The organism is Stenotrophomonas pictorum JCM 9942, from assembly GCF_001310775.1.
GTDB lineage: Bacteria > Pseudomonadota > Gammaproteobacteria > Xanthomonadales > Xanthomonadaceae > Stenotrophomonas > Stenotrophomonas pictorum.
In genome coordinates this window covers 1-24,801 of sequence record NZ_BAZI01000008.1, presented here as the reverse complement: position 1 = coordinate 24,801, position 24,801 = coordinate 1, and the positions used below count along the sequence as shown (strand labels likewise).

Here is a 24,801-nt window from a genome sequence, read left to right as displayed (position 1 = left end):
CTGTCATCACCCGTGGCGGTGAGCGGTTGGGCGACGGCTGGGTGCGCGTTTCGCGCTCGGGCGCGGCCAAGCAGGGCGCACTGCTGCGCGAGCGCGAGATCGTCAGCCTGCGCGAGCAGATTGAAATGCTGCAGGAGCGCGAGGCGCAGCTGGAGCAGCTGCTGGCAGGCTTCCGCGAGCAGTCACTTGCCGCCGAACAGCATCGGGAAGAGGCGCAGCGTGCGCTGTATCAGGCGCATCGCAGCGCGTCGGAGCTGGCCGGACAACTGCAGAGCCAGCAGGGCAAGCTGGATTCGGCGCGCAGCCGGATCGACCGCATTGAAAGCGAGCTGTCGCAGCTGCTGGAAACACTCGAGGCCAGCCGCGAACAGGCCGGCGAGGCGCGTATGCGACTGGAGGACGCGCTGTCGAGCATGGGCGATCTGGAGGGCACTCGCCAGGCGCTGGAAAGCGAGCGCCGGCGGTTGACCGAAGCGCGTGATCTGTCGCGCGATGCCGCGCGCAGCGTGCGCGAGCGCATGCACGCCCTGGCGCTGACGCTGGAGTCGCAACGCGCACAGGTCACCTCGCTGAGCCACGCGCTGGAGCGGATGATCAACCAGCGCGGACAGCTGGATTCGCGCCTGGGTGAGCTGCATTCGCAGTTGGACGAGGGCGATTCACCGGTGCTGGCGCTGGAGGCCGAGCATCAGAATGCGCTGGGCGAGCGGGTCCGCGCCGATCGGGCGCTGGGCGAGGCGCGCGCGCAGCTGGACAGCATTGATGCCGAACTGCGGGCGCTGGAGCAGACCCGGCATCAGCGTGACGAGCAGGCACTGGCGCAGCGCGAGCGTATCTCCCAGCGCAAGCTCGACCAGCAGGCGCTGGTGCTCAACGCCGATCAGCTTTCCGCGGCGGTGGAGAAAGCCGGTTTCGTGTTGCAGGACGTCCTCAACACCTTGCCGGACGACGCGAAGCTGTCCGAATGGGAGCAGGCGGTGCACCAGATCGATGCGCGCATGCGCCGGTTGGAGCCGGTCAACCTTGCCGCAATCCAGGAGTACGGAGAGGCCTCGCAACGCTCGGAGTATCTGGAGGCGCAGAACGTGGATCTGACCACCGCGCTGGAAACGCTGGAAGATGCCATCCGCAAGATCGACCGTGAAACCCGTGGCCGCTTCAAGGACACTTTCGACCGGGTCAATTCCGGGGTGCAGGCGCTGTACCCGCGCCTGTTCGGCGGCGGTCACGCCTATCTGGAACTCACCGGCGAGGATCTGCTCGATACCGGGGTGACGATCATGGCGCGCCCGCCGGGCAAACGCGTGTCGTCCATTTCGCTGCTGTCCGGTGGCGAGAAGGCGATGACCGCGGTGGCGCTGGTGTTCGCCATCTTCCAGCTCAATCCCGCGCCGTTCTGTCTGCTGGACGAGGTGGATGCGCCATTGGACGAGGCCAACGTCGGTCGCCTGGCCACGATGGTCAAGGAGATGAGCGAGAAGGTGCAGTTCCTGTTTGTCAGCCACAACAAGGCGACGATGGAGCGGCGCATCAGCTCTCGGGCGTGACGATGCGCGAGCCGGGCGTGAGCCGTCTGGTCAGCGTGGACCTGGAAGAGGCTGCGCGATTGGCGGGCGCGGCCTGACGTGCCATTCTTTAACCACCTGAACGATTAATCCGGAGTACGCATCGAATGTCCGACACGGAACTTCTGCGCATCGGCATCCTGGCTGCCGGACTGCTGCTCATTGCGGCCATTTTCCTGTTTGGCCGCCCGAAGCGGGCCCCGCAGGCAAGCGCAAGGAGTCGGCGGAGGTCGAACGCCAGCGCCGCGAGCCGGTGCTGGGCGAGACCGGCGACGTCGCCTCCGAAGAAGACGGCAGCCTCGACGGGGACGCCAGTGTCACCCAGCCCGAGCTCGGGCTGCCGGATGTCGAGCCATCGGCGGGCAGCGATCTGGGCAAGCGTCCGAGCCAGGATTTCGACAAGATCGTCTCGTTGTATGTGGCTGCACGTGCGGGCGAAGTGCTGCGCGGTGAAGACATCGTGGTCGCCGCAGAAAAGACCGGGCTGGTGTTCGGCTATATGAATGTCTTCCACCGCCTGGTGGAGGGGCATCCCGAGCGCGGTCCGATCTTCAGTATGGCCAGCATCATGAAGCCCGGCAGCTTCGATATGACCCATATCCGCGAGATGGAAACGCCGGCTATCGCGTTCTTCCTGACGTTGCCGGCGCCAATGACGGCACTGGATGGCTGGGAGAAGATGCTGCCCACGGTGCAACGCATGGCCGAGCTGCTGGACGGTGTGGTGCTCGATGACAGCCGCAACGCCCTGGGGCGCCAGCGCATCGCGCATATCCGTGACGAGCTGCGCGCCTATGACCGCCAGCACCAGGCACCGCCGCTGACCAAGTCGCCACGCTGGTAAGCGCTGCATCTGGAGATCTGCAAAGCCCCGCTTGCGGGGCTTTGCTTTTGGACGAACGCCGGCGACGTTACCTTTGCTGGCGCGACCAGGGATCCGCTCGGTTGGCTGACAGGAAGGCGCTAAAATTCCGGATATGACCACAGATATTCCCGCACAGCAGCGCATTGCCGCGTTGCGCGAGCAGCTCGCCCGGGCATCGCGCGCCTATCACGAGCGTGACGAGCTTCTGATTCCCGATGCCGAATACGACCGGTTGATGCGCGAGTTGGAAGCGCTCGAGGCGCAGCACCCGGAACTGGAGAGCGGTGATTCACCCAGCCGGCAGGTCGGCGGAAAGCCATCCTCGCGTTTTGCCGAGGTGGTGCACGCGGTGCCGATGCTGTCGCTGGGCAATGCCTTCAGCGAGGCCGAGGTGCACGATTTCGTCCGCCGCATCGATGAACGGCTGCATCGCAAGCAACTGCTGTTCTCGGCCGAACCCAAGCTCGATGGACTGGCGATCAATCTGCGTTACGAGAACGGCGTGTTCGTGCAGGGCGCGACCCGCGGCGACGGGGCGACCGGCGAGGACGTGACCGCCAACCTGCGCCAGATCAAGGTGATACCGCAGCAGCTGGCGGGCGAAGGCTGGCCGCAGGTGCTGGAGGTACGGGGTGAGGTCTACATGCCCCGCGCCGATTTCGAGCGCTACAACGAGCAGGCGCGTCTGCACGGCGGCAAGGTGCTGGCCAATCCGCGCAATGGTGCGGCCGGTTCGCTGCGCCAACTCGATCCGAAGATCAGCGCGCAGCGGCCACTGAGCTTTTACGCGTACGGCCTGGGTGAAGTGTCTGGCGGCGCACTGCCGGCGACCCATTCGGGAACCCTGGCGCAGCTGGCTCTCTGGGGTTTCCCGGTCAGCGATCTGTGCGCGGTGGTGGAAGGCGCCGAAGGCCTGTTGGCGTACTACCGTGACATCGGCGAACGTCGCGACGGCCTGGCCTTCGATATCGACGGGGTGGTCTACAAGCTCGATGACCGTGACGGCCAGCAGCAGATGGGCTTTGTCGCGCGCGCCCCGCGCTGGGCCATCGCACACAAGTTCCCGGCGCAGGAGCAGAGCACCACGGTGGAGGCGATCGAGATCCAGATCGGCCGTACCGGGGCCGCCACGCCGGTGGCCCGGCTGAAGCCGGTACATGTCGCGGGCGTGGTGGTGACCAATGCCACGCTGCACAACGCCGACCAGATCGCGCGTCTGGATGTGCGTGTGGGCGATACGGTGATCGTACGCCGTGCCGGCGATGTGATTCCGGAAGTGGTCAGTGTGATCGCCGAGCGTCGCCCTGAGGGCACGACACCGTGGCAGATGCCGCGCGCCTGCCCGGTCTGTGGTTCGGAGATCGTGCGCGAAGAGGGGGAGGCCGCGTGGCGCTGCTCCGGTGAGCTGAGTTGTCCGGCGCAGCGCAAGGAGGCCATCGCCCACTTCGCCTCACGCAAGGCCATGGACATCGACGGACTGGGCGACAAGTACATCGAAACGCTGGTCGATGCCGGCATCGTTCGCGGCGTGGCCGATCTGTATGCCCTGCAACGCGACCAGCTGCTGTTGCTGAAGCTCGTGCTGGATGCCGGTTCGCCCGAATCTCTGGCCGCCCAGTTGCAGCTGCACCTCGCGCCGGAGGGCAGTGGAGACACACTCAACCGCATCCTCAAGCTGGATGGGGCCGAAGCCGGCTGGCGTGCGCAGGTGCTGTCGGTACCTGCCAGTTTCCAGTGGAATACGAAGAAGATCGCCACCCGCTGGGCCGACAACCTGATCGGCGCCATCGAGGCCAGCCGCAGGACCACGCTGGAGCGGCTGCTGTTCGCGCTGGGCATCGAACACGTCGGCGAGAGCACTGCAAAAGCGCTGTCCGCATGGTTCGGTGATCTGGAGTTGATCCGGCACCTGCCATGGCCGATGTTCAAGCGGGTGCCGGATATCGGCGGTGAAGTGGCGCGCGCGATCGGCCACTTCATGGCGCAGCCGGGCAACCAGCAGGCCATCGATGCGCTGCTCGCGCGTGGGGTGCAGATCACCGACAGGCACGCGCCCAGCGCCAAGCTGCGGACGGAGCTGACACTGGCCAATCTGCTGTCGGATATGGAAATCCCCAAGGTTACGCCGGTACGGGCCAAACAGCTGGCACAGGCGTTTGCTTCGGTCGATGCGATCCTCGATGAAAGCGCACACAACTTTGTTACCGCCGGCCTGCCTGCGGAAACGGCCAATGCGCTGGTAGCGTGGCTGGACGTTGACGCCAATGCCACCCTGTTTTCGGCTGCCGGCAATGCGCTGGCTGAACTGCTGGCGCGGACGCCCGAAGCGGCGTTGCAGGCCGAAGGCGTGCTGGAAGGAAAGACCGTGGTGCTGACCGGCACCCTGGCGCAGATGAGTCGTGAGGACGCCAAGTCGCGGCTGGAAGCGCTGGGGGCGAAGGTGGCCGGCAGCGTGTCGAAAAAAACCAGCTTCGTCGTGGCCGGCACCGAAGCTGGCTCCAAACTGGACAAGGCCAATGAGTTGAGCGTGGAGGTGTGGGATGAAGCCCGCCTGCTCGCCTTCCTGGCCGATAACGGAAAAACCGCATGAGCAACACGTTGCAGGCCCGCATCGCCGGGCCAGAGGACTTCCCGCGCCTCATCGCCATGGTTCGCGACTTCTATGTCGAGGACGAAATCCTGTACCAGTCCGGACTGGTTGAGCCGGGGCTGCGCTCGCTGCTCGAAAACGCCAGTCATGGCGCGGTGCTGCTGTTGTCCAGCGAGGACGTTACCGAGGCCGGTTACATCACGCTGGGCTGGTGCTTCAGCGTGGAGCAGGGTGGCCGTTTCGTGCTGCTCGACGAGCTGTATCTCACCCCGGCCGTGCGTGGCCGTGGCTGGGGCCGACAGGCGCTGGCGCTGGCACGCGACTGGGCCGCAGGCGAGGGCGCGGCCGTTATCCGGCTGGAAGTGAACCATCACAATGCCCGGGCAAAACGGCTGTATCTGGCGGCCGGCTATCGCGATGACGAGCGCGACATCCTGACCTTGCCTTTGACCAGTGCCGGGCGCGGGCTGCATCCATGAAAAAACGGCAGGACAGCGGTTTTTCACGGCGAAGCCGCCCGCAGGGTGGCGCACGGCCGGTTTTTGCTCCTGCAAAACCGGCATTCCCACCATCCATAGCGATCAGGTGTGCGCCATGATTGAGGCCCTGCGCCAGCGTGCCCGTCTGAACGCGCTGATCCGCGAGTTCTTCGCGCAGCGTGACGTGCTGGAAGTGGAAACACCGATCATGTCCGCGGCCGGCAACACCGAGCCGAACATCGAAGGTTTCCATACCCGTTTCAGCGGGCATGTCAGCGCCGGGCCAGCGCTGCGCTGGCTGCGCACCTCGCCCGAATATCCCCTCAAGCGACTGCTCGCCGCCGGTGTGGGCGACTGCTACGAGCTGGGCCGGGTGTTCCGCAATGGCGAGGCTGGCGGTCGCCACAACCCGGAATTCACCATGCTCGAGTGGTATCGGGTCGGCTGGGATCACCATCGCCTGATCGGTGAAACGATCGAGCTGGTGCAGGCCGCCCTGGCCCAGCGCGGACGTCAGGCCACGGTGCGCATCCTCACCTATCGCGAACTGTTCGTGGAGGCGCTGGGGCTGGATCCCTTCCTGGCCGATGAGGCGCAGCTGCGCGCCGGGCTGGGCGAGATCGGTATCGACCCGGCAGGTCTGACCCGTGATGACTGGCTGGATCTGCTGATGACCCATCGCATCCAGTCGCAGTTTCCGGCCGATAGCATCACCGTGATCCACGATTGGCCGGCCACGCAGGCGGCGCTGGCGATCATCCGCCCGGGCGAACCGCCGCTGGCCGAGCGCTTCGAGCTGTATCTGGGACCGTTCGAGCTGGCCAACGGCTATCACGAGCTCAACGATGCTGTTGAACAGCGCCAGCGTTTTGAGCGCGACCTCGAGGTGCGGCGCACGCGCGCGGCGACGCTGCCACCGCTGGATGAGCTGTTCCTCGCCGCACTACCGACGCTGCCGGCCTGCGCCGGTGTGGCGGTCGGCGTGGATCGGCTGTTGATGGCGCTGGGCGGCACAGGATGCATCGCCGATGTGCTGGCTTTCGATTTCGCCCACGCCTGAAGACCACCAGACGTTGCGTGGCCCAGCACTGGCTCATCGTCGATGATGATGCTCTGATCACGGTCATGCAGGCAGTGTGTCGGTCAACGGAATACCTCAGGCTCTTGGATAGGCAGGTCGGATGAGGAGCATTTACGCCGTGCTGTTGTGTGCCATGCCGATGCTGGTGGCGGCGGAAACGCCCGATCCTGTGCTTGCCGCTGACACGGTGGTGCGGTGCGAATCGAAAGGCGCAGAACGCATGCATTGCCCGGCCAACCTTGCCCGGGGCATACAGCTGGTACGACAGCTGTCCGAGCACAGTTGCATTCGTGAACAGGACTGGGGCACGGACGCTGCAGGTGTGTGGGTCGCCAATGGCTGTCGCGCCGAATTTGCCGCGGAAGAGCCCACCGCTGCGCAGCGGGTAGGGCGCCGGGTGGTGCGTTGCGAGTCGCGAGGACGCACGGAGGTATGCCCGGTATTGCTGCGCGGGGCGCCGGTGCGACTGCTCCGGCAACAGTCCGTACTGCCCTGCAAGGAAGGCCGCACGTGGGGTTACGGGCGCAACCAGGTGTGGGTGAGCCGGGGCTGCCAGGGCCAGTTCGAGGTTGGTGCGGCCGATGGCTCCGGCTTCGTGGATGTCCCGCGACGGGTGACCTGCGAATCCAAAAGCAATCTCCGCCGCGAATGCGGAGTGACCGTCGAGCGCAAGGTGACGCTGGTAAAACAGCTGTCCTCCAGGGCCTGCATCGAGGGGCAGAACTGGGGTTGGGATCGCACCGGCGTCTGGGTGGATGACGGTTGCCGCGCGGAATTCTCCGTGGACTGAGGCGGGCCTGTGTGGCGCCCATTACAATGGCGCCATGAACGATTCCAACTCCCTCGATTACGCCCGCTACGACCATATCCGCCCGATCCGCTGGACCGGCCAAGCGCTTGAGCTGCTGGACCAGCGCAAGCTGCCGTTCGTGGTCGAACATGTGCAGTGCCATGACAGCGACGCGGTCGCCGAGGCGATCCATGCGTTGACTGTGCGCGGTGCGCCGGCCATCGGTATCGCCGCTGCGTGGGGCGTGGTGCTGGCAGCGCGGGATGTGCAGGCCGCGGACGGCGCGCAGGCGGTGCAGCGGCTCGAACCGGCGCTGGGTAAGCTCAATGCCTCACGGCCAACCGCGGTGAATCTGGCCTGGGCGCTGGCGCGGATGAGGCGGGTGCTGGCCGCCGCTGGCACTGACTGGCAGCAGGTGTTGGAGCGGGAGGCGCAGGCTATCGCCGATGAAGATCTGGCAGCCAACCGCCTCATGGGCGCGCTGGGCGCCGCACTGATCGCCCCGGGCAGCGGAGTGCTGACCCATTGCAACACCGGGTCGCTGGCGACTGCCGGTTTCGGCACCGCGCTGGGCGTGATCCGTGCCGGCAAGGCGCAAGGGCATATCGAGCGCGTGTTCGCCGGTGAGACGCGGCCGTGGCTGCAGGGTGCCCGCCTGACCGTCTGGGAGCTGCAGCAGGATGGCATCGACGCCACCCTGATTGCCGACTCGGCGGCCGCACATCTGATGAAGACCGGGGCGGTGCAGTGGGTGGTCGTCGGCGCCGACCGCATCTGTGCCAATGGCGATACCGCCAACAAGATCGGCACCTACCAGCTGGCCATTGCCGCCCGCCACCATGGCGTCAAATTCATGGTGGTGGCGCCATCGTCCACCGTGGACATGCACACCGCGCACGGCGATGAGATCGAGATCGAGCAGCGCGATCCGGGTGAGCTGTTCGGCGTTGGTGGCGTGCGCACCGTAGCCGAGGGCATCGCCGCATGGAATCCGGTGTTCGATGTGACCCCCGGTGAGCTGATCGATGCCATCGTCACCGAACGTGGCGTGATCCTGCAGCCGGACACCGCGGCGATGAAGGCCGCGTTCGGCGGCTGAAGGCAGGTCCGCAGCGGAGTGGGGACGTGAGGACTGGCGTGTTTTGCCAGTTCGCGGCCCATCCGTGCGCCACTTGGGCGGGCGGGGCCGCGGTCACGTATTCCGGCGGCATCCCGAGGGGCGTCTAAGTTGCTGATTTACTCGGGTAAAAACCCGGCTGGCGGCGGCGGAAAACCGTCCTTTGTGCTAGACTCCGCAGGTTGATTCGAGTTTCCGGCATCGCCGCCTGTCACAGGCCCGTCGCCGGACGGGATCGCTACCAGACAACGGAACCCGAATGGCAGAAAACGCCAAGGAAATCATCCAGGTCAACCTGGAAGACGAGATGCGCAAGAGCTACCTCGATTACGCAATGAGCGTGATCGTCGGGCGCGCACTCCCCGATGCCCGCGATGGCCTCAAGCCGGTCCATCGCCGCGTCCTGTTCGCGATGAGCGAGCTGGGTGCGCACAGCAACAAGCCGTACTTCAAGTCGGCGCGTATCGTCGGTGACGTCATCGGTAAGTACCATCCGCATGGCGACCAGTCGGTGTACGACACGCTGGTGCGCCTGGCACAGCCCTTCTCGCTGCGCTACATGCTGGTGGACGGCCAGGGTAACTTCGGTTCGGTCGATGGCGACTCCGCCGCCGCGATGCGTTACACCGAGGCTCGCATGTCGCGGCTCTCGCACGAGCTGATGGCCGATCTCGACAAGGAAACCGTCGATTTCCAGCCCAACTACGACGAGAAGGAGCTGGAGCCGACGGTCATGCCGACCCGGTTCCCGAACCTGCTGGTCAACGGCTCGGCCGGTATCGCCGTGGGTATGGCGACGAACATCCCGCCGCACAACCTCACCGAATCGCTCAATGCCTGCATTGCGCTGATCGATGATCCGACGATCGACGTCGATGGCTGATGGAGTACATCCCGGGTCCGGACTTCCCGACCGCCGGCATCATCAACGGTACTGCCGGCATCATCGCCGGCTACCGGACCGGTCGTGGCCGGGTGCGCATCCGCGCCAAGGCCGATATCGAAGTGGCCGACAACGGCCGCGAATCGATCATCGTCACCGAGATTCCGTACCAGGTGAACAAGGCGCGGTTGATCGAGAAGATCGCCGAGCTGGTCAAGGAAAAGAAGCTCGAAGGCATCAGCGAGCTGCGCGACGAGTCCGACAAGGACGGCATGCGCATCTACATCGAGATCAAGCGTGGCGAGTCGGCGGAAGTTGTCCTGAACAACCTCTACCAGCAGACCCAGATGGAGTCGGTGTTCGGCATCAACATGGTGGCGCTGGTCGATGGCCGCCCGAAGCTGTTGAACCTCAAGCAGATGCTGGAGGCGTTCATCCGCCACCGTCGCGAGGTGGTCACCCGCCGCACCATCTATGAGCTGCGCAAGCGCGTGCGCGTGCGCACGTGCTGGAAGGTCTGACGGTCGCATTGGCCAACATCGACGAGATGATCGAGCTGATCAAGACGTCGGCCAATCCGGGCGAAGCCAAGGAGCGCCTGCTGACCAAGACCTGGGAGCCGGGTCTGGTGGGTGCGTTGCTGGGCGCTGCCGGGGCCGAGGCCTCGCGCCCGGAAGACCTGCCCAAGGGCCTGGGCCTGGTTAATGGCCTGTATCAGCTCAGCGACGTCCAGGCCACGCAGATCCTGGAAATGCGCCTGCACCGCCTGACCGGGCTGGAGCAGGACAAGCTGACCGAGGAATACAAGGTCCTGCTGGAAGTCATCGCTGGCCTGATCCGTATCCTGGAAAACCCGGAAGTGCTGCTGCAGGTGATCCGCGACGAGCTGATCGCCGTGCGCAGCGAGTTCGGTGATGAACGCCGTACCGAGATCCGCCACAGCGAGGAAGATCTCGACATTCTGGATCTGATCGCGCCGGAAGACGTGGTGGTCACGCTGTCGCGTGCCGGTTACGTCAAGCGTCAGCCGGTAAGCGCCTATCGTGCCCAGCGTCGTGGCGGCCGTGGCCGCAGCGCCGCAGCGACCAAGGACGAGGATTCGATCGAACAACTGTGGCTGGTCAATACCCATGACACGCTGTTGACGTTCACCAGCGCGGGCAAGGTGTTCTGGCTGCCGGTGCATCAGTTGCCGGAAGCCGGCTCCAATGCGCGTGGCCGCCCGATCATCAACTGGATCGCGCTGGAAAGTGGCGAGCGTGTGCAGGCGGTACTGCCAGTGCGCGAGTACGACGAGAACCAGTACGTGTTCTTCGCCACCCGTCATGGCACCGTCAAGAAGACCCCGCTGAGCGAGTTCGCGTTCCGTCTGGCACGCGGCAAGATCGCCATCAACCTCGACGAGGGCGATGCGCTGGTTGGCGTGGGCCTGACCGATGGCGAGCGTGACGTCCTGCTGTTCGCGTCCAATGGCAAGACCGTGCGCTTTGCCGAAGACAAGGTCCGCTCGATGGGCCGCACCGCCACGGGCGTGCGCGGCATCAAGATGGCCAAGGGCGAGGAAGTGGTCAGCCTGATCGTGGCTGAAAGCGCCGGCGGCGCCGAGGACGAGAACGAGGACGACAGCAACGTCGAGGACGTGGCAACCGAGGGCGGCGATATCGTCGACACCGGTGCCGATGACACCGGCGTGCAGTACATCCTCACCGCGACCGAGAACGGCTACGGCAAGCGCACGCCGCTGGCCGACTATCCGCGCAAGGGGCGTGGTACGCAGGGCGTGATCGGCATCCAGACCAGTGAGCGCAACGGCAAGCTGGTCAGCGCGGTGCTGCTGGGTACGGGCGATGAAGTGCTGTTGATCTCCGATGGCGGCACGCTGGTGCGTACCCGCGGTTCGGAAATCTCGCGCGTCGGCCGCAACACCCAGGGCGTCACCCTGATCCGCCTGTCCAAGGGCGAGAAGCTGCAGGCGGTCGAACGCCTGGACGCGTCCCTGGAAGCCGGTGATGACAGCTGGATGACGAAGCCGTGGATACCGCCGTGGTTGAGGGTGCGGCTGTCGAAGGGCAGACGCCAGAGGCGACACCGGAGGCCTGATTGACGGGCTTCAGGTAAAAGAAAACGCCGGCGCAAGCCGGCGTTTTCTGTGTCGGAAATCAGCGTGCAGCAGCCCGCGCAGAACTCGACATGGGCATCCGCGCCATGAAGCACCGCCGCTGTTCCAGGCCATTTTCCGGCTCGGCGGTGCGGCCGGCATAGGGCTGCAGCTTTGGCCCAACGCGCTGCGCTTGGCAGTGAGCAAGTGGGAAAGGACGCACGGTGGACGCTGCGTGATCGGGCCAGCACCGGCGTGCCTGTGACCTATCGTCGCAATCGCATCCAGGCAGGCTTGCAGGATCTCGCTGTTCCGGCTGCGTGACGGAGATGCTGCAGGGGCAAACGATCGATCCCGAAGGCCGCCTGGAGGAGGGCAGATCCATGTCCGCCTCCGGAGCGCGTCCCCTGCTGGCGAAGGCTGGTGGCTATCGGGTTGCCTTGCGCGCGGCGTCATCAGGTTGAGCGACAGCCGCTGTAGACGGGGTCGGGCAGATGTTGCCGGCTGCGCCAGGTGATGGGCTGGCGACCACCCGGTTCCGGCCTTCGTGCTTGGCCCGGTATACCGCCTGGTCTGCGCGCTCCAGTGCGCTTTCCAGGTCCTCCGCGCCCGCTACCAAAGTGACGCCAAAGCTGGCGGTCAGGGTGTGTTTCGCCGGGGAGCAGCGCATCTGGCTGAGGCCGCTCCGGATCCGCTCGGCGATCCGGGTGGCCGTTGGCAGGTCATCGCAGCGCAGCAGCACTACGAATTCCTCTCCGCCGAAACGCGCGACCAGATCATCCGGGCGCGTCATCTCCTGCAGCAGTGCACCGACTTGCCGCAGCACGTTGTCGCCAACGGCATGGCCCCAGGTGTCGTTGACCTGTTTGAAATGATCGACGTCGCAGGCTAGCAGTGCCCAGTGGGCGGCGGTGCCGTGCTGCAGGCGCTGGTGGGCGATCTGGAAGAAAGCGCGGCGGTTGAGCAGCAGGGTGAGCGGGTCGTGGTTGCGCTCGTGGCGCAGTTCTCCCATCAATTGCTGGGCCACGCCGCCCAGCAACAGAAACAACAGCCACAGATTGAGCAGCAGATTGAAAGCCAGCATCCACAGCCACAGACCTGAGCGCGGCATGCCACTGCTGCTGAACCAGCCGGCCAGTGTTCCGGCCAGCAGCGGACGCAGGAGCGCGTACACCACCAGCAGCAGATAGGTCCGGCGCAGCAGGCGTTCGAACAGGGTGTCCGCCCGGTCGCGGCCGAACAGCACCGGCAGCGCCAATGCCAGCAGCAGTCCCATGCCAAGGTTGAGGAAGACGATGCGCGCGCCCAGCACGTCGTTCAATCGCGAGAAGCACAACAGCGCAAGTAACGTGCCGAGCTGACGGCCAGCGCCGCGCGCGCCGACACCCTGCTGCCGGATCTGAGCGCGAAACCCTGCGCGGTGGCCCAGCTGCCTGCACAGTACAAGGCACCGGTGAGTACCGACCAGGTCGCCAGCTGCGGGGTGTCCATCAGGATCTGGGCGGCGAGCGGAACGGCAGTGACCATGTAGCCCGCGGCCAACCACAACAGATAACGGTGTCCGCGCACAGAGCGCCAACCAGCCAGCAGCGCCAACCCGAGCAGCAGGGAGGTGGCGGGGACCACGAGCGGGAAGTACTGTTCAGCGGTGGCGCTCAAGGGTCAAGCCACGTTCGGCGATTGGGACAGGCGGGGGCGAAGTATATGGGCAGGCTGGGCGCACGCGATGGTCGGCGCAGCGGTGGCGTGTCCGTGTACGCCGCCGCTACTGGCGAGTCTGCCGCTGGCCTGGGCCCTGGTCTCCTGCCACACGCTTCCTCCGCCAATGCCGGCTCCGGCGGCGTTGGCGGTTCGGGCGGGTATCGAACGCCGTATCCCGGCAGGCACCCGTGATCGTGGCGGATGGGCGGCCGATATCCAGGCGGTATTCGTCGCGCAGGCGATCACGCCCCATCCGGAAAACATCTGTGCGGTACTTGCGGTGATCGAGCAGGAGTCGGGCTGTCAGGCGGACCCGGCCGTGGCGGATCTGCCGCAGATCGCACAGCGCGAAATCGACCGGCGTGCCGCGTCATCGCATATTCCCGCGCTACTGGTTGACGCCGGGTTGAAGGTGAGGGCGGCAGATGGCCGCAGCTATGCCGAGCATCGGGCACGGGTGCGCACCGAGCGCGAGCTGAGCGCACTGTGGGAGGACATTATCGGTCGTGTGCCGCTGGGGGGCGCGCCTGTTCGCCGGCAAGAACCCGGTGCAGACCGGTGGTGCGATGCAGGTGGGTATCCCATTCGCCGAACGCCAGGCGCGCAGCTATCCGTGGCCGGTCCCCGGGAGCATCCGCAACGAGGTATTCACCCGCCGCGGCGTGCTGTACTTCGGCACCCTGCACCTGATTGGCTACACGACCCCGTATATACAGAAAGTGCACCGCTTCGCCGACTCCAACGCCGGCTGGTATGCCAGTCGCAATGCCGCGTTCCAGAAGGCGGTGGCCCTGGCCAGTGGCAGCACGCTGGCGTTGGATGGCGATCTGCTCGATCCTGGCGCGCCCATGGACGAGCACGTCCAGACCGAGCGCGCGTTGCGACGCCTGGCGCCGCAGCTGGGAATGGATGGCCGCACGATCCGCCGTGCGCTGGAACAGGGCGACCGCTTGCAGTTCAGTGACCGCGCGTTGCATGCCAAGCTGTTCGCACTGGCTCAAGCCAGCGCCTGCAAGCCGCTGCCACGGGTTCCCGGCATCCGCCTGGACAGCCCCAAGATCACCCGCGCGTTGACCACGCAGTGGTTCGCCAACCGGGTCGATGCGCGCTACCGGCAGTGTCTGCAACGTTGAAGCGCGCAACAGCGGTGCCGCCGCTGCCAGGCGGGCAACCGCCAGGGCTCAGGTGTTGGGAGGGTGGCGCGCCAGGGCGCGCGAGCCGGTGATGATCATGCGGATCATCTGGCTCATCTGTTCGATCAGCTCGGGATCTTTTTCCGCCGGCAGGTCCATCGCCGTGCCGCCCATGGCGAAGATGAGCCGGGTGATGGCCTTGGCCGCCAGCGCCGGCTCATAGAGGCTGGCACCGTCCAGAGCGGCCAGCCGCACCAGATCCACCCGCAGCTCGTCTTCGAAGTAACCCAGCTCGCGGTCCACCGCGTGCTTGAACGCATCCGTGCCGGCCGTGCCCTCACGCAGCAGCACATGCATCAGCCGGTCATCGGCGCGCAGCTGTTCCATGAAGGTTTCCACCGACAGCCGGATCACCCCGCGGTTGCTGTCGGCCGCGCGCAGACGCGCCTGGCCGATGATCGTGCGCAGCGAACGGCCGGCCAGATCGATCAGCGCCACGGTCAGTTCGTCCATGTCACGGAACTGGCGGTAGAACGAATTGGGGGCGATGCCGGCTTCGCGCGCTACCTCGCGCAGGCTCAGCGTGGAGACGCTGCGATGCGGCCCGACCAGGGACAGGGCCGCCGCCAGCAGGTCGTCACGCGAGATGGAGGCTTTGCGCGGAGTGTGCGCGTCATCGGCGGTCGGCAAGGGCAGGTCGTGGGTGGTCATCAGGCTCGGGCCGGTCAGGACAATGAATCATAGCCGGTATGGAGGGTATACACCTGTATACACAGGTGTGCGCTCATCCGTATAGTTCAGTCATGAGTGCCGTCTACCGCAATGCCGCGCCGCCGCCGATTCACTGGTTCAGTGAAGGCTTCTTCGATTTCTGGTCCACCCGCGTGCATCCGCTGTGGACGCTGCGGCGTCCGCTGGCGCGTCTGGTCGGGCGTACGGCCGCCAGCGCCGATGCGGTAACGCTGGAATTGCAGCCCAATCGCCACTTCGACGGTCTGCTGCCCGGCCAGCACGTCAATCTGGGCGTGGAAGTGGACGGGCGCCTGCTCACCCGCAGCTACAGTCCGACGCCGCTGGCCAATGGCCGGCTGGCGATTACCGTCAAGGCGATCCCCGGAGGCAAAGTCAGCCAGCACCTGGCCCGTGAGGCCGCACTGGGCGAGGTTTTCAGCCTCGGCCAGGCGTTCGGCGAGATGACCGTCCCGGCCACTCCCGGCCAGCGCCTGCTGCTGCTGGCCGCCGGCAGTGGTATCACCCCGATGCGGGCGTTGCTGCGCCAGCTGGCCGATGCCGGCATGCCGGCCCCGGTGGACCTGGTGTACTGGGCCCGGCGCAGGGAAGAGCTGTGCTTTGTCGATGAACTCCAGGCGCTGACGGCCCGGCATCCGGACTTCGGCCTGCATCTGGCGCTGACCCGCGACCCTGCCGCGCCCGCCGCGCGCGTGGACCAGTGGTCGTTCGCCGGCATCGAGGATCTGGGCAACGCCCGGGTACTGGCCTGTGGCCCGGCCGGCTTTGTCGAGGCGGCGCGCATGCGCCTGCACGACCAGGTGGCCAGGTTTGAAAGCGAGGCGTTCAGCCTGCCGGTCCTGCCCGAGGTGGAGCAGGGCACGGTGCAGGTGGAACTGCGCCACAGCGGCCGCACGCTTACCGTGGCGCGCGGCACCCCGCTGCTGCAGGCCCTGGAAGCGCAGGGCATCCAGCCGGCCAGCGGCTGCCGCATGGGGATCTGCAATACCTGCGTCTGCGGCAAGGTCGCCGGCGTCACCCGTCATACGTTGACCGGCGAGTACGCCGGCGAGCCGTCCGTTCCGCTGAAGCTGTGCGTGAGCAGCGCTAGCACCGATCTGATCCTGGAGCTTTAAGCGATGTCCTCCGTGAAAAACCGTGCACTCTCGTCGCGCGAGCTGCAGGCCTTCGGTGACGAACTGGATGCGCTGCGTGCGCGCCACTTCGCCACCCTCGGCGGCAGCGACGCGCGCTATATCCGCAAGGTGGTGGCCGCGGTGCGCTGGACCGGCGTGGCCGGCCGCGCGTTGCTGTTCCTCGGCGCCTTCGTGCACAGCGTGCTGGTCCCGGCGTGGATCGCCGGCGTGCTGCTGCTGGCACTGTCCAAGATCCTGGAAAACATGGAGCTGGCACACAACGTCATCCATGGCCAGTACGACTGGATGGGCGATCCGGCGCTGCAGGGCAAGACCTACGAATGGGACATCGTCGGCACCTCGGAGAACTGGCGCAAGACCCACAACTTCCGCCACCACACCTATACCAACGTGCGCGGACTCGATGACGACATCGGCTATGGCCTGCTGCGCATCTTCCCCGAGCAGCGCTGGCACCCGTTCTTCCTGACCCAGCCGTTCGTGGCGGTGGTGTTCGCGTTGCTGTTCGAATGGGGCATCGCCATCCAGGACCTGCGCATCGGCCGGGTGCTGGCCGGCAAGATGACCCTGAAGCAGCTGTGGCGGCAGGCGCGCCCGGTCGGCCGCAAGATCAGCAAGCAGATGCTCAAGGACTATGTGCTGTTCCCCGCGCTGGCCGGCCCGTTCTTCCTGCCGGTGCTGCTGGGCAACGTGGCGGCCAACCTCATCCGCAACGTGTGGACCTATGTGGTGATCTTCTGCGGCCACTTCACCGCCGATGCCGAAACCTTCCCCAAGGAATGCGTGCGCAATGAAAGCCGCGGCCACTGGTACCTGCGCCAGCTGCGCGGCTCGTCCAACCTGACCGGCGGCAAGTGGATGGACGTGATGACCGGCAACCTCAGCCACCAGATCGAACACCATTTCTATCCGGATATCCCCGCCAACCGCTATGCGGCGATGGCGGTGGAAGTGAAGGACATCTGCGCCCGCTATGGCCAGCACTACAACACCGGTTCGATGCCACGCCAGTTCGGCCAGGTGATGTGGCGCATCCTGCGCCACGCCTTCCCCAGCAAACCGGCACGCCGCGAGCCGTTGCCGGCTGGTGCGCAGCTGGACGCCGGCTGAGACACCCTCACCGACGCCGCCTCCGGGCGGCGTCGGTGTTTACGGCAGCAGGCCCTGCGCGCACAGTACCGGCGCCTCATCGGTGGAATCCTCGGCCGGATAGCGCAAACCGGCGTGGCCGGCCTGCCTGGCCAGCGCCCACACGATGGTTTCACCGGCCGGCAGCGTCTCGGGCTGGCGCGCATAGAGCGGATCATCGAACGCGATACACGGGTTCACCAGCGTCCAGTCGCGGGCCCGGAACGCGGCCACGATCTCGCCCAGCGCGTCGGCATTGATCTGGTTGGTATGCAACCGCAGCACATGCGCCGGGCTGCGCCCCAGCGTGGTGACGGCCAGCGCCTCGTAGTAGCTGGCGCGGTCCAGCAGGTGCTGGATATAGGCGCGCTTCACCCGGCTGGCCCTGTCAGTGTCGCCCTTGGCAATGTGCGCCGCATACACCTGGTCGTAGTACCCGTCGCTGGCGTCGATGGAAACCGGCGCGGCGCGGTAGCCGTGGGCCTGCATCCAGGCGCGCATGCCGTCGCGGCGCTCGACGCTGTTGCCTTCTTTCAGATAGGGAAAGCGCAACAACGGCACCCTGTTCGGATAACTCCCGAACACCGCGTCGGTCCGATCCACATCGGCGATGAACCCGGCCAGGGTGATCGAAGGCAGGGACAGGCTGCGGTGCGAGGCGGTGTGGTTGCCGATGGCGTGGCCGGCCTCGGCCCATTGCCGGATCAGCGCCAGTCCTTGGCCTTCCCCGGTGCGGGCCAGCGAGGGAAATGCCATGGCGGTGAGCTCGGCTTGACGCAGGCCGGCGAGGATCTGTGCACTCCACCGCGGCGCGTGGGGTTCGGTGTCGGGGTTCAAACCATCGTCAAACGTCAGGCCCAGCTGTTGCGCGCCGGCCATGAGAAAGGCGGCGCTGAGGGTCAGCAACTTCAAGATTCGCAACAGCAGCGGCATGGGGCTGGGCCGTCATGAAGCGGGGCGGCACCGGAGTGTAGCTGCCGTGCACAGAAGGCTGGCCATGACCGCCTGCTTACAACCGCAGTGATAAACCATTGCCTTAGCGCAATCGCTGCCGCGGGTGGCGATCGTCCTGTCTATCCGAACGGGAGACGCCCGATGCCGGGCAAGAACACGATCTGCCTGTGGTACGACCACGCCGCGCTGGAGGCGGCCAGCTTCTATGCGGCGACCTTTCCCGACAGCCGCGTCACCGCTGTCCATCGCGCTCCCGACGACTACCCGGCCGGCATGCGCGGCGAACTACTAACGGCGCCGGGGCACCCGGGACCGTTCAGAACGTCAGCTGCGCGACCACCGTAAGGGTGACTGACGGGTAGCGGCCAAAGGAGCAGCGGATCGCCATCGCTTCGCCGGCGCGGCCGGAAGGGACTGTGGTGTGCGCGCAGGCGAAGCCCGGTACGCCGAAGTCCATGGGCCGGGCGTCCGGATCGGTGCGCGTCTGGCAGTGCTCCACCAGCACCCGCGACACCGCCAGACTGTCGCGGGGCGCTCCGGCGTGGGCGAATGGCGCCAGCGCCAGGCTGCAGACCAGCAAGCCCGGGCGGAATTTGAAGGGAGGCTTCATCAGGTTCGACATCGCACGATGGGGGCATGTTTTCCGGCACGTTCGCGCTCGAACCAGCCGGCGCGGTGCATCCCGGAAAGGGATGTGCGACCGTCATGTTTTCGACCGCTGGCAGATTTTCTAAAGTGCGCTGTGGCGGCGACAGCGTGCGATTCCCTTTACTGTTCCGGTCCATGCCTTGATCAGCCGGGCGTGGCAGTCGGCCCCGGAGCCACCCCTGTGGCCGCATGGCGCCGAGGGGGCGAGCGGTGAGGGGATTGGCCGGGCCGCACCCGGCCGGTTCCTTCCGGTCATGACCCGTCAACGGCCAGTGGCGGCCGTTTTCCGGTCGGCGACGACCGGTTTTTGCTCGCGCGCGACCATTTTCTGCTCGACGTCGAGCGATATATGGTCGACGCCGACCATTTTCTGGTCGTGCACGAGCGATTTATGGTCGCAGTCGAGCGATTATTGGTCGATTGTTCTGAAAACGTATCTAATTGCCTCGGCCTAGGGCGTAAGTGGACGCCGGTAGCGCAAAAGATCGGCAACAGCAACGCCGGGGAGGGTAGGGCGCAGCAATGTTGTGCTGGCGCTTTTGACTTTCCCCAGCCGTGAAAGCATGCCGAGCATCGCAGCGGATCGGGGGAGAAAGGCGCGGGTGTCTGAGCGCAGCGAGTTCCGCGCCGCCCCGATCCGCGAGAAGCGCAGGGCACCGATGCGGCTTCATCGCATCGGCATGCGTCCGGCGTAAGCGGTTTGGTGACTTTTGCCGCGTCAAAAGTCACCCGGTTGCGACAGCAAACGGAACGCCTTTGATCTTGATCTTCCGTTCGCGCTGGAACGAAGCTGGGTTGATAAGGCCACCCCAGCCTACGGCTCTATGGATAAAAGAGCGCCAGACAAAAGGGCAGCCCGGAGGCTGCCCTTTATGGGATATCCGATTATGGGGAGGTGATTGCACAACCTCCCCGTGGTCAAATCAGCCAAGAATCCCCGGCAGGTCCAACCCCTTTTCCTTCGCACACTCGATGGCGATCTCATAACCCGCATCGGCGTGGCGCATCACGCCGGTGCCGGGGTCGTTCCACAGCACGCGGGCGATGCGCTTGTCCGCTTCCTCGCTGCCGTCGCAGACGATGACCACGCCGGAATGCTGCGAGTAGCCCATGCCGACGCCACCGCCGTGGTGCAGGCTCACCCACGTGGCGCCGCCGGCGACGTTGAGCATGGCGTTGAGCAGCGGCCAGTCGGAGACGGCGTCGGAGCCGTCCTTCATCGCTTCGGTCTCGCGGTTGGGCGAGGCGACGCTGCCGCTGTCCAGATGGTCGCGGCCGATCACTACCGGCGCGCTCAGCTCCCCGTTGCGGACCATCTCGTTGAAGGCCAGGCCCAGCTTGTGGCGCAGGCCCAGACCGACCCAGCAGATGCGCGCCGGCAGGCCCTGGAAGGCGATGCGCTCGCGCGCCATGTCCAGCCAGCGGTGCAGGTGCGGATCATCGGCGATGATCTCCTTGACCTTGGCATCGGTCTTGTAGATGTCTTCCGGGTCGCCGGACAGCGCGACCCAGCGGAACGGGCCGACGCCGCGGCAGAACAGCGGGCGCACGTAGGCCGGCACGAAACCGGGGAAGTCGAAGGCGTTCTTCAGGCCCTCGTCGAAGGCCATCTGGCGGATGTTGTTGCCGTAGTCCACGGTCGGGACGCCGGCGGCGTGGAAAGCCAGCATTGCCTCCACGTGCACGCGCATCGCCGCCTTGGCGGCGTCACGAACCATCGAAGGGTTGGCCTGCTGTTCGGTGAGCCACTGCTCGACGGTCCAGCCGATCGGCAGGTAGCCGTGCACCGGATCGTGCGCGCTGGTCTGGTCGGTGACGGCGTCCGGACGCACGCCGCGGCGTACCAGCTCGGGCAGGATCTCGGCGGCGTTGCCGAGCAGCGCGATGGATTTGGCTTCGCCGCTGGCGGTGTACCTGGCGATACGCGTCAGCGCATCGTCGATGTCGGTGGCCTGCTCGTCCACGTAACGGGTACGCAGGCGGAAATCGATGCTGCTCTGGCGGCATTCGATGGTCAGCGAGCAGGCGCCGGCCAGCGAGGCAGCCAGCGGCTGCGCACCGCCCATGCCGCCCAGCCCGGCGGTGAGGATCCACTTGCCGGTCAGGCTGCCGCCGTAGTGCTGGCGGCCCATCTCGACGAAGGTCTCGTAGGTGCCTGGACGATGCCCTGACTGCCGATGTAGATCCAGCTGCCGGCGGTCATCTGCCGTACATCATCAAGCCTTTCTTATCGAGCGCGTTGAAGTGCTCCCAGTTGGCCCAGTGCGGCACCAGGTTGGAGTTTGCGATTAGCACGCGCGGGGCATCGGGGTGGGTGGGGAACACGCCGACCGGCTTGCCCGACTGCACCAGCAGAGTCTGGTTGTCGTCCAGCCGCTTGAGGGTTTCCAGGATCCTGTCGTAGCTCTCCCAGTCGCGCGCGGCGCGGCCGATGCCGCCGTAGACCACCAGCGAGGCCGGGTCTTCGGCCACTTCGGCGTCGAGGTTGTTCTGCAGCATGCGGAACGGCGCTTCGGTCTGCCAGGACTTGCAGTTGAGTGTGGCGCCGCGCGGCGCGCGCGGGCTGCGGGAAGGGTCGTGGCGGGTCGTCATCAATCTCTCCGGGAAGCAAAGTTCAGGCAGGCGCGCAGCACCTGTTGCAGGGTGTCGCGCACCGCGGTGGCGGCGGGCAGGGGCGTAGGGCGTGGGCCAGCTGTGTACTTCCACATCGCCCGGCGCCGGCTCGTGCATGTAGCCGCGGCAGGCCAGCTCCATCTGCAAGGTGTGCACGCCGGCGGGCACGTTGCTGTAGTGGCGGGTGATCCAGCCGCCCTTGAAGCGGCCGTTGCGCACATGGCCCAGGCCGCTCAGCGCGCACAGGTTCTCGACCACATCGGCCAGCGCGTTGTCGCAGGCCGTGTCCGGCTCGCCGGTGGGGCCGGCGGTGCCGAGGTTGAACTGCGGCAGCTGGCCGTCGAACAGGTGCGGGATGTTCGAGCGGATCGAGTGCGCGTCGTACACCACCACGGTGCCGTGGTCGGCGTGCAGGCGCGCGATCTCGGCTTCCAGCGCGGCGTGGTACGGCATGAAATATGTGTCGCGGCGACGGGCGATCTCGGCCGCGTCCGGTTCGCAGCCGTCGCGGTACAGCGGCTGGTTGTCGAAGGTGGTCAGCGGGCACAGGCCGGTGGTGTTCTGCCCCGGATACAGGCTCACCCCGGAGGGATCACGGTTGACGTCGATCACCGAGCGCGAGATGGCGGTGCGCACCGTGGTGGCGCCCAGCTCGCGGGCGAAGGCGTACAGCGTGTGCACCCACCAGTCGGCATCACGACGCGCGAGCCACGGCGAGACGAACTGCCCGGCCAGTTCGGCGGGCAGTCCGGTGCCGGTATGGGGGAAGCTGACGATCAGCGGCGCGGTGCCGCGATGGATCTGCAACCACGCCGGCGCGGCGCTCATGACACGGGCTCCACATGCGGCAGCACCGCGTCCAGGCCGTGGGCGAGGGCGCCGCTACGCACCAGTTCAGTGGCGGCGACCATATCCGGATGGAAATAGCGGTCGTCCTGCAGCGTCGGCACCTGTGCGCGCAGCGTGGCGCGCACGGCCTCCAGCGCCGGGCTGGAGGTCAGCGGGGCATGGAAGTCGCAGCCCTGCGCGGCGGCCAGCAGTTCGATGCCGACCACGTTGGCGGCGTTCTCGGCCATCGCCAGCAGGCGGCGCGCGCCATGTGCGGCCATCGAGACATGGTCTTCCTGGTTGGCCGAGGTCGGGATCGAATCGACGCTGGCCGGATAGGCTCGCTGCTTGTTCTCCGACACCAGCGCCGCGGCGGTGACCTGCGGAATCATGAAGCCGGAGTTGAGGCCGGGCTTGGGGGTGAGGAAGGCCGGCAGGCCGGACAGCGCCGGATCCACCAGCATCGCGGTGCGGCGCTCGCTGATCGAGCCGATCTCGCAGATCGCCATGGCCAGCATGTCGGCGGCGAAGGCCACCGGCTCGGCGTGGAAGTTGCCGCCGCTCAGCGCCTCGCCGGTGTCGGTGAACACCAGCGGGTTGTCGGACACGCCGTTGGCCTCGATCTCCAGCGTGGTCGCGGCCTGGCGCATCACGTCGAACGCGGCGCCCATGACCTGCGGCTGGCAGCGCAGGCAGTACGGATCCTGCACGCGCACATCGTTGTCGCGGTGGGATTCGCGGATGGCCGAGCCGCTCATCAGCTGGCGCAGGCTGGCGGCGGTGGCGATCTGCCCGCGCTGGCCACGGATGGCGTGGATGCGCGGATCGAACGGAGTGTCCGAGCCCTTGGCCGCTTCCACCGACAGCGCGCCGGTAACCAGCGCGGCCTGGAAGACGGTTTCGATCTCGAACAGGCCGGCCAGCGCGTAGGCGGTCGAATACTGGGTGCCGTTGAGCAGGGCCAGACCCTCCTTGGCGCCGAGCGTGAGCGCGGCCTGGCCGATGCGGGCCAGTGCTTCGGTGGCCGGCATCCGCACGCCATCGACGAAGGCCTCGCCCACGCCGATCATCACCGTGGCCAGATGCGACAGCGGGGCCAGGTCGCCGGAAGCGCCGACCGAGCCCTGGCATGGAATGACCGGAATGAAGTCGTGCTGCAGGAATGTTTCCAGCAGTGCCAGCGTTTTGGGCTGGATGCCCGAAGCGCCCTGGGCCAGGCTGGTGAGCTTGAGCGCCATCATCAGCCGCACCACGTTGGCCGGCATCGGCTCGCCCACACCGGCGGCATGGGACAGCACGATATTGCGCTGCAGGGTTTGTAGGTCCTCGCGCTCGATACGCACGCTGGCCAGCTTGCCGAAGCCGGTGTTGATGCCGTAGACCGGCGCGCCCTTGGCGACGATGGCCTCGACCACCTGCGCGCTGCGCAGCACCGCGGCCTGTGCGGCCGGGTCCAGCTGGACGCGCGCGCCTAGGTAGATCTGCCGCCACTGCGAAAGCGGCACGTGGCCGGGGCGAAGGGTCAGGGTCGTGCTCATGTGTTCTCCGGAGTCGTACTTATGCAGGCTGACCGCGCCAGACGCGCGCGTGCAGCGGATTGAAGCCGATGCGATAGACCAGATCGGCCGGCGCTCGATGTCCCAGATCGCTAGATCGCAATCGAATCCGGCGGCCAGACGGCCAAGCCGGTCCTGGCGGCCGAGCGCGCGCGCCGCTTCGCGGGTGAAGCCGGCAATGCACTCGTCCACGGTCATGCGGAACAGCGTGGCGGCCATGTTCATGGCCAGCAGCGGACTGGTCAGCGGCGAGGTGCCGGGGTTGGAATCGGTGGCCAGTGCCATCGGCACGCCGGCGGCACGCAGTTTCTGGATCGGGGGCAGGGTGGTATCTCGGGTGAAATAGAACGCGCCGGGCAGCAGCACCGCCGTGGTGCCGGCCGCGCGCATGGCGGTGATGCCGGCCTCATCCAGGTGTTCGATATGGTCGGCCGACAGCGCACCAAAGCGGGCGGCCAGTTCGGCACCATGCTGGTTGCTCAACTGCTCGGCGTGGATCTTGATCGCCAGCCCGTGCCGCTGCGCGGCCTCGAACACCTGCTGCGCCTGGGCGGCGGAGAAGCCGATGTTCTCGCAGAACACATCGACCGCTTCGGCCAGCCCTTCGGCGGCGATGGCCGGGATCATCACCGCGCAGACTTCATTGATATAGGCCTGCGCCTCGTGGCCCGGTGGCACCGCGTGGGCGCCGAGGAAGGTGGGCACCACTTCGACCTTGCGCAGCTGGCCCAGTTGGCGCGCCACCCGCAGCTGGCGGGCTTCATCGTCCAGGGTGAGGCCATAGCCGGATTTGATCTCGAGGGTGGTGATGCCTTCGGCCAGCATCGCGTCCAGTCGCGGCAGGCTGGCGGCGATCAGCGCGGCCTCATCGGCGGCGCGGGTGGCG

15 protein-coding genes and 7 pseudogenes are annotated in these 24,801 nt (G+C 66.5%); 12 read left to right on the top strand and 10 right to left on the bottom strand.

Annotated elements, in window-relative coordinates; genetic code table 11:
- The 8 genes and pseudogenes from JCM9942_RS01395 to gyrA all read left to right on the top strand — a co-directional run.
- Positions 1-1,624 (top strand): annotated as a pseudogene (locus JCM9942_RS01395) (coiled-coil domain-containing protein); the annotation flags it as partial.
- A gap of 48 nt (positions 1,625-1,672) precedes the next feature.
- Positions 1,673-2,409: pseudogene (zipA, locus tag JCM9942_RS01390) on the top strand (cell division protein ZipA).
- A gap of 133 nt (positions 2,410-2,542) precedes the next feature.
- On the top strand, positions 2,543-5,020 hold the full coding sequence (gene ligA / locus JCM9942_RS01385; protein ID WP_054657041.1) for an NAD-dependent DNA ligase LigA: 2,478 nt from the start codon (positions 2,543-2,545) through the stop codon (positions 5,018-5,020).
- A complete protein-coding gene (locus tag JCM9942_RS01380) occupies positions 5,017-5,499 on the top strand; it encodes a GNAT family N-acetyltransferase (protein WP_054657039.1) in 483 nt (160 codons plus the stop codon). Before ligA ends, JCM9942_RS01380 begins: the two co-directional genes overlap by 4 nt.
- Positions 5,500-5,614: 115 nt before the next feature.
- The gene (epmA, locus tag JCM9942_RS01375; RefSeq protein ID WP_054657037.1) at positions 5,615-6,559 is read left to right on the top strand and encodes an EF-P lysine aminoacylase EpmA; all 945 of its coding nucleotides are present in this window, start codon (positions 5,615-5,617) and stop codon (positions 6,557-6,559) included.
- Between the two features lie 121 nt (positions 6,560-6,680).
- Positions 6,681-7,370 (top strand): DUF3011 domain-containing protein, encoded by a 690-nt coding sequence (locus JCM9942_RS01370; RefSeq protein ID WP_054657036.1) that lies wholly within the window; start codon positions 6,681-6,683, stop codon positions 7,368-7,370.
- Positions 7,371-7,404: 34 nt separating this feature from the next.
- Positions 7,405-8,469: an S-methyl-5-thioribose-1-phosphate isomerase gene (mtnA, locus tag JCM9942_RS01365; protein ID WP_054657034.1), complete on the top strand. Its 1,065-nt coding sequence runs from the start codon at positions 7,405-7,407 to the stop codon at positions 8,467-8,469.
- 277 nt (positions 8,470-8,746) lie between these two features.
- A pseudogene (gene gyrA, locus JCM9942_RS01360) lies at positions 8,747-11,474 on the top strand (DNA gyrase subunit A).
- 421 nt (positions 11,475-11,895) lie between these two features.
- Here gyrA and JCM9942_RS01355 read toward each other — a convergent pair.
- Positions 11,896-12,780: a GGDEF domain-containing protein gene (locus JCM9942_RS01355; protein ID WP_218185447.1), complete on the bottom strand. Its 885-nt coding sequence runs from the start codon at positions 12,778-12,780 to the stop codon at positions 11,896-11,898.
- 5 nt (positions 12,781-12,785) lie between these two features.
- Positions 12,786-13,127, bottom strand: coding sequence for a hypothetical protein (locus JCM9942_RS01350; protein ID WP_054657030.1), 342 nt, complete (start codon positions 13,125-13,127; stop codon positions 12,786-12,788).
- Between the two features lie 67 nt (positions 13,128-13,194).
- On the opposite strand from JCM9942_RS01350, the pseudogene JCM9942_RS20475 reads away from it, so the two are divergent.
- Positions 13,195-14,302 (top strand): annotated as a pseudogene (locus tag JCM9942_RS20475) (DUF1615 domain-containing protein).
- A gap of 48 nt (positions 14,303-14,350) precedes the next feature.
- Here the strand turns inward: JCM9942_RS20475 and fabR are convergent.
- Positions 14,351-15,013: an HTH-type transcriptional repressor FabR gene (fabR, locus tag JCM9942_RS01340; protein ID WP_054657029.1), complete on the bottom strand. Its 663-nt coding sequence runs from the start codon at positions 15,011-15,013 to the stop codon at positions 14,351-14,353.
- A 92-nt stretch (positions 15,014-15,105) separates the two neighbouring features.
- Here fabR and JCM9942_RS01335 point away from each other — a divergent pair, with 92 nt between their 5' ends.
- Together JCM9942_RS01335 and JCM9942_RS01330 are read left to right on the top strand one after the other, a co-directional pair.
- Positions 15,106-16,167 (top strand): ferredoxin reductase, encoded by a 1,062-nt coding sequence (locus JCM9942_RS01335; RefSeq protein ID WP_054657027.1) that lies wholly within the window; start codon positions 15,106-15,108, stop codon positions 16,165-16,167.
- Positions 16,168-16,170: 3 nt separating this feature from the next.
- A complete protein-coding gene (locus tag JCM9942_RS01330; RefSeq protein ID WP_054657024.1) occupies positions 16,171-17,298 on the top strand; it encodes a fatty acid desaturase family protein in 1,128 nt (375 codons plus the stop codon).
- Positions 17,299-17,337: 39 nt separating this feature from the next.
- Here the strand turns inward: JCM9942_RS01330 and JCM9942_RS01325 are convergent, their stop codons facing one another.
- The gene (locus tag JCM9942_RS01325) at positions 17,338-18,249 is read right to left on the bottom strand and encodes a polysaccharide deacetylase family protein (RefSeq protein ID WP_054657022.1); all 912 of its coding nucleotides are present in this window, start codon (positions 18,247-18,249) and stop codon (positions 17,338-17,340) included.
- 162 nt (positions 18,250-18,411) lie between these two features.
- On the opposite strand from JCM9942_RS01325, the pseudogene JCM9942_RS18005 reads away from it, so the two are divergent.
- Positions 18,412-18,564, top strand: a pseudogene (locus tag JCM9942_RS18005) (VOC family protein); the annotation flags it as partial.
- 22 nt (positions 18,565-18,586) lie between these two features.
- On the opposite strand, the gene JCM9942_RS01320 reads toward JCM9942_RS18005, so the two are convergent.
- The 6 genes and pseudogenes from JCM9942_RS01320 to JCM9942_RS19530 form a co-directional block, all read right to left on the bottom strand.
- Positions 18,587-18,880, bottom strand: a complete 294-nt coding sequence (locus JCM9942_RS01320) for a hypothetical protein (RefSeq protein WP_145974310.1) — start codon at positions 18,878-18,880, stop codon at positions 18,587-18,589.
- A 961-nt stretch (positions 18,881-19,841) separates the two neighbouring features.
- Entirely contained in the window at positions 19,842-21,050 is a 1,209-nt protein-coding gene (hutU, locus tag JCM9942_RS19560; RefSeq protein WP_425478287.1) for a urocanate hydratase, read from the bottom strand.
- Between the two features lie 67 nt (positions 21,051-21,117).
- Positions 21,118-21,417 carry a hypothetical protein gene (locus JCM9942_RS20580; protein ID WP_425478288.1) on the bottom strand — a complete coding sequence of 100 codons (300 nt, stop codon included), beginning with the start codon at positions 21,415-21,417 and terminating at the stop codon, positions 21,118-21,120.
- Positions 21,418-21,509: 92 nt separating this feature from the next.
- Positions 21,510-22,359, bottom strand: a pseudogene (hutG, locus tag JCM9942_RS01310) (N-formylglutamate deformylase).
- A complete protein-coding gene (hutH, locus tag JCM9942_RS19535) occupies positions 22,356-23,897 on the bottom strand; it encodes a histidine ammonia-lyase (RefSeq protein ID WP_054657043.1) in 1,542 nt (513 codons plus the stop codon). Before hutH ends, hutG begins: the two are co-directional and overlap by 4 nt.
- 150 nt (positions 23,898-24,047) lie before the next feature.
- Positions 24,048-24,740, bottom strand: a pseudogene (locus tag JCM9942_RS19530) (amidohydrolase family protein); the annotation flags it as partial.
- Between the last annotated feature and the right edge of the window lie 61 nt (positions 24,741-24,801).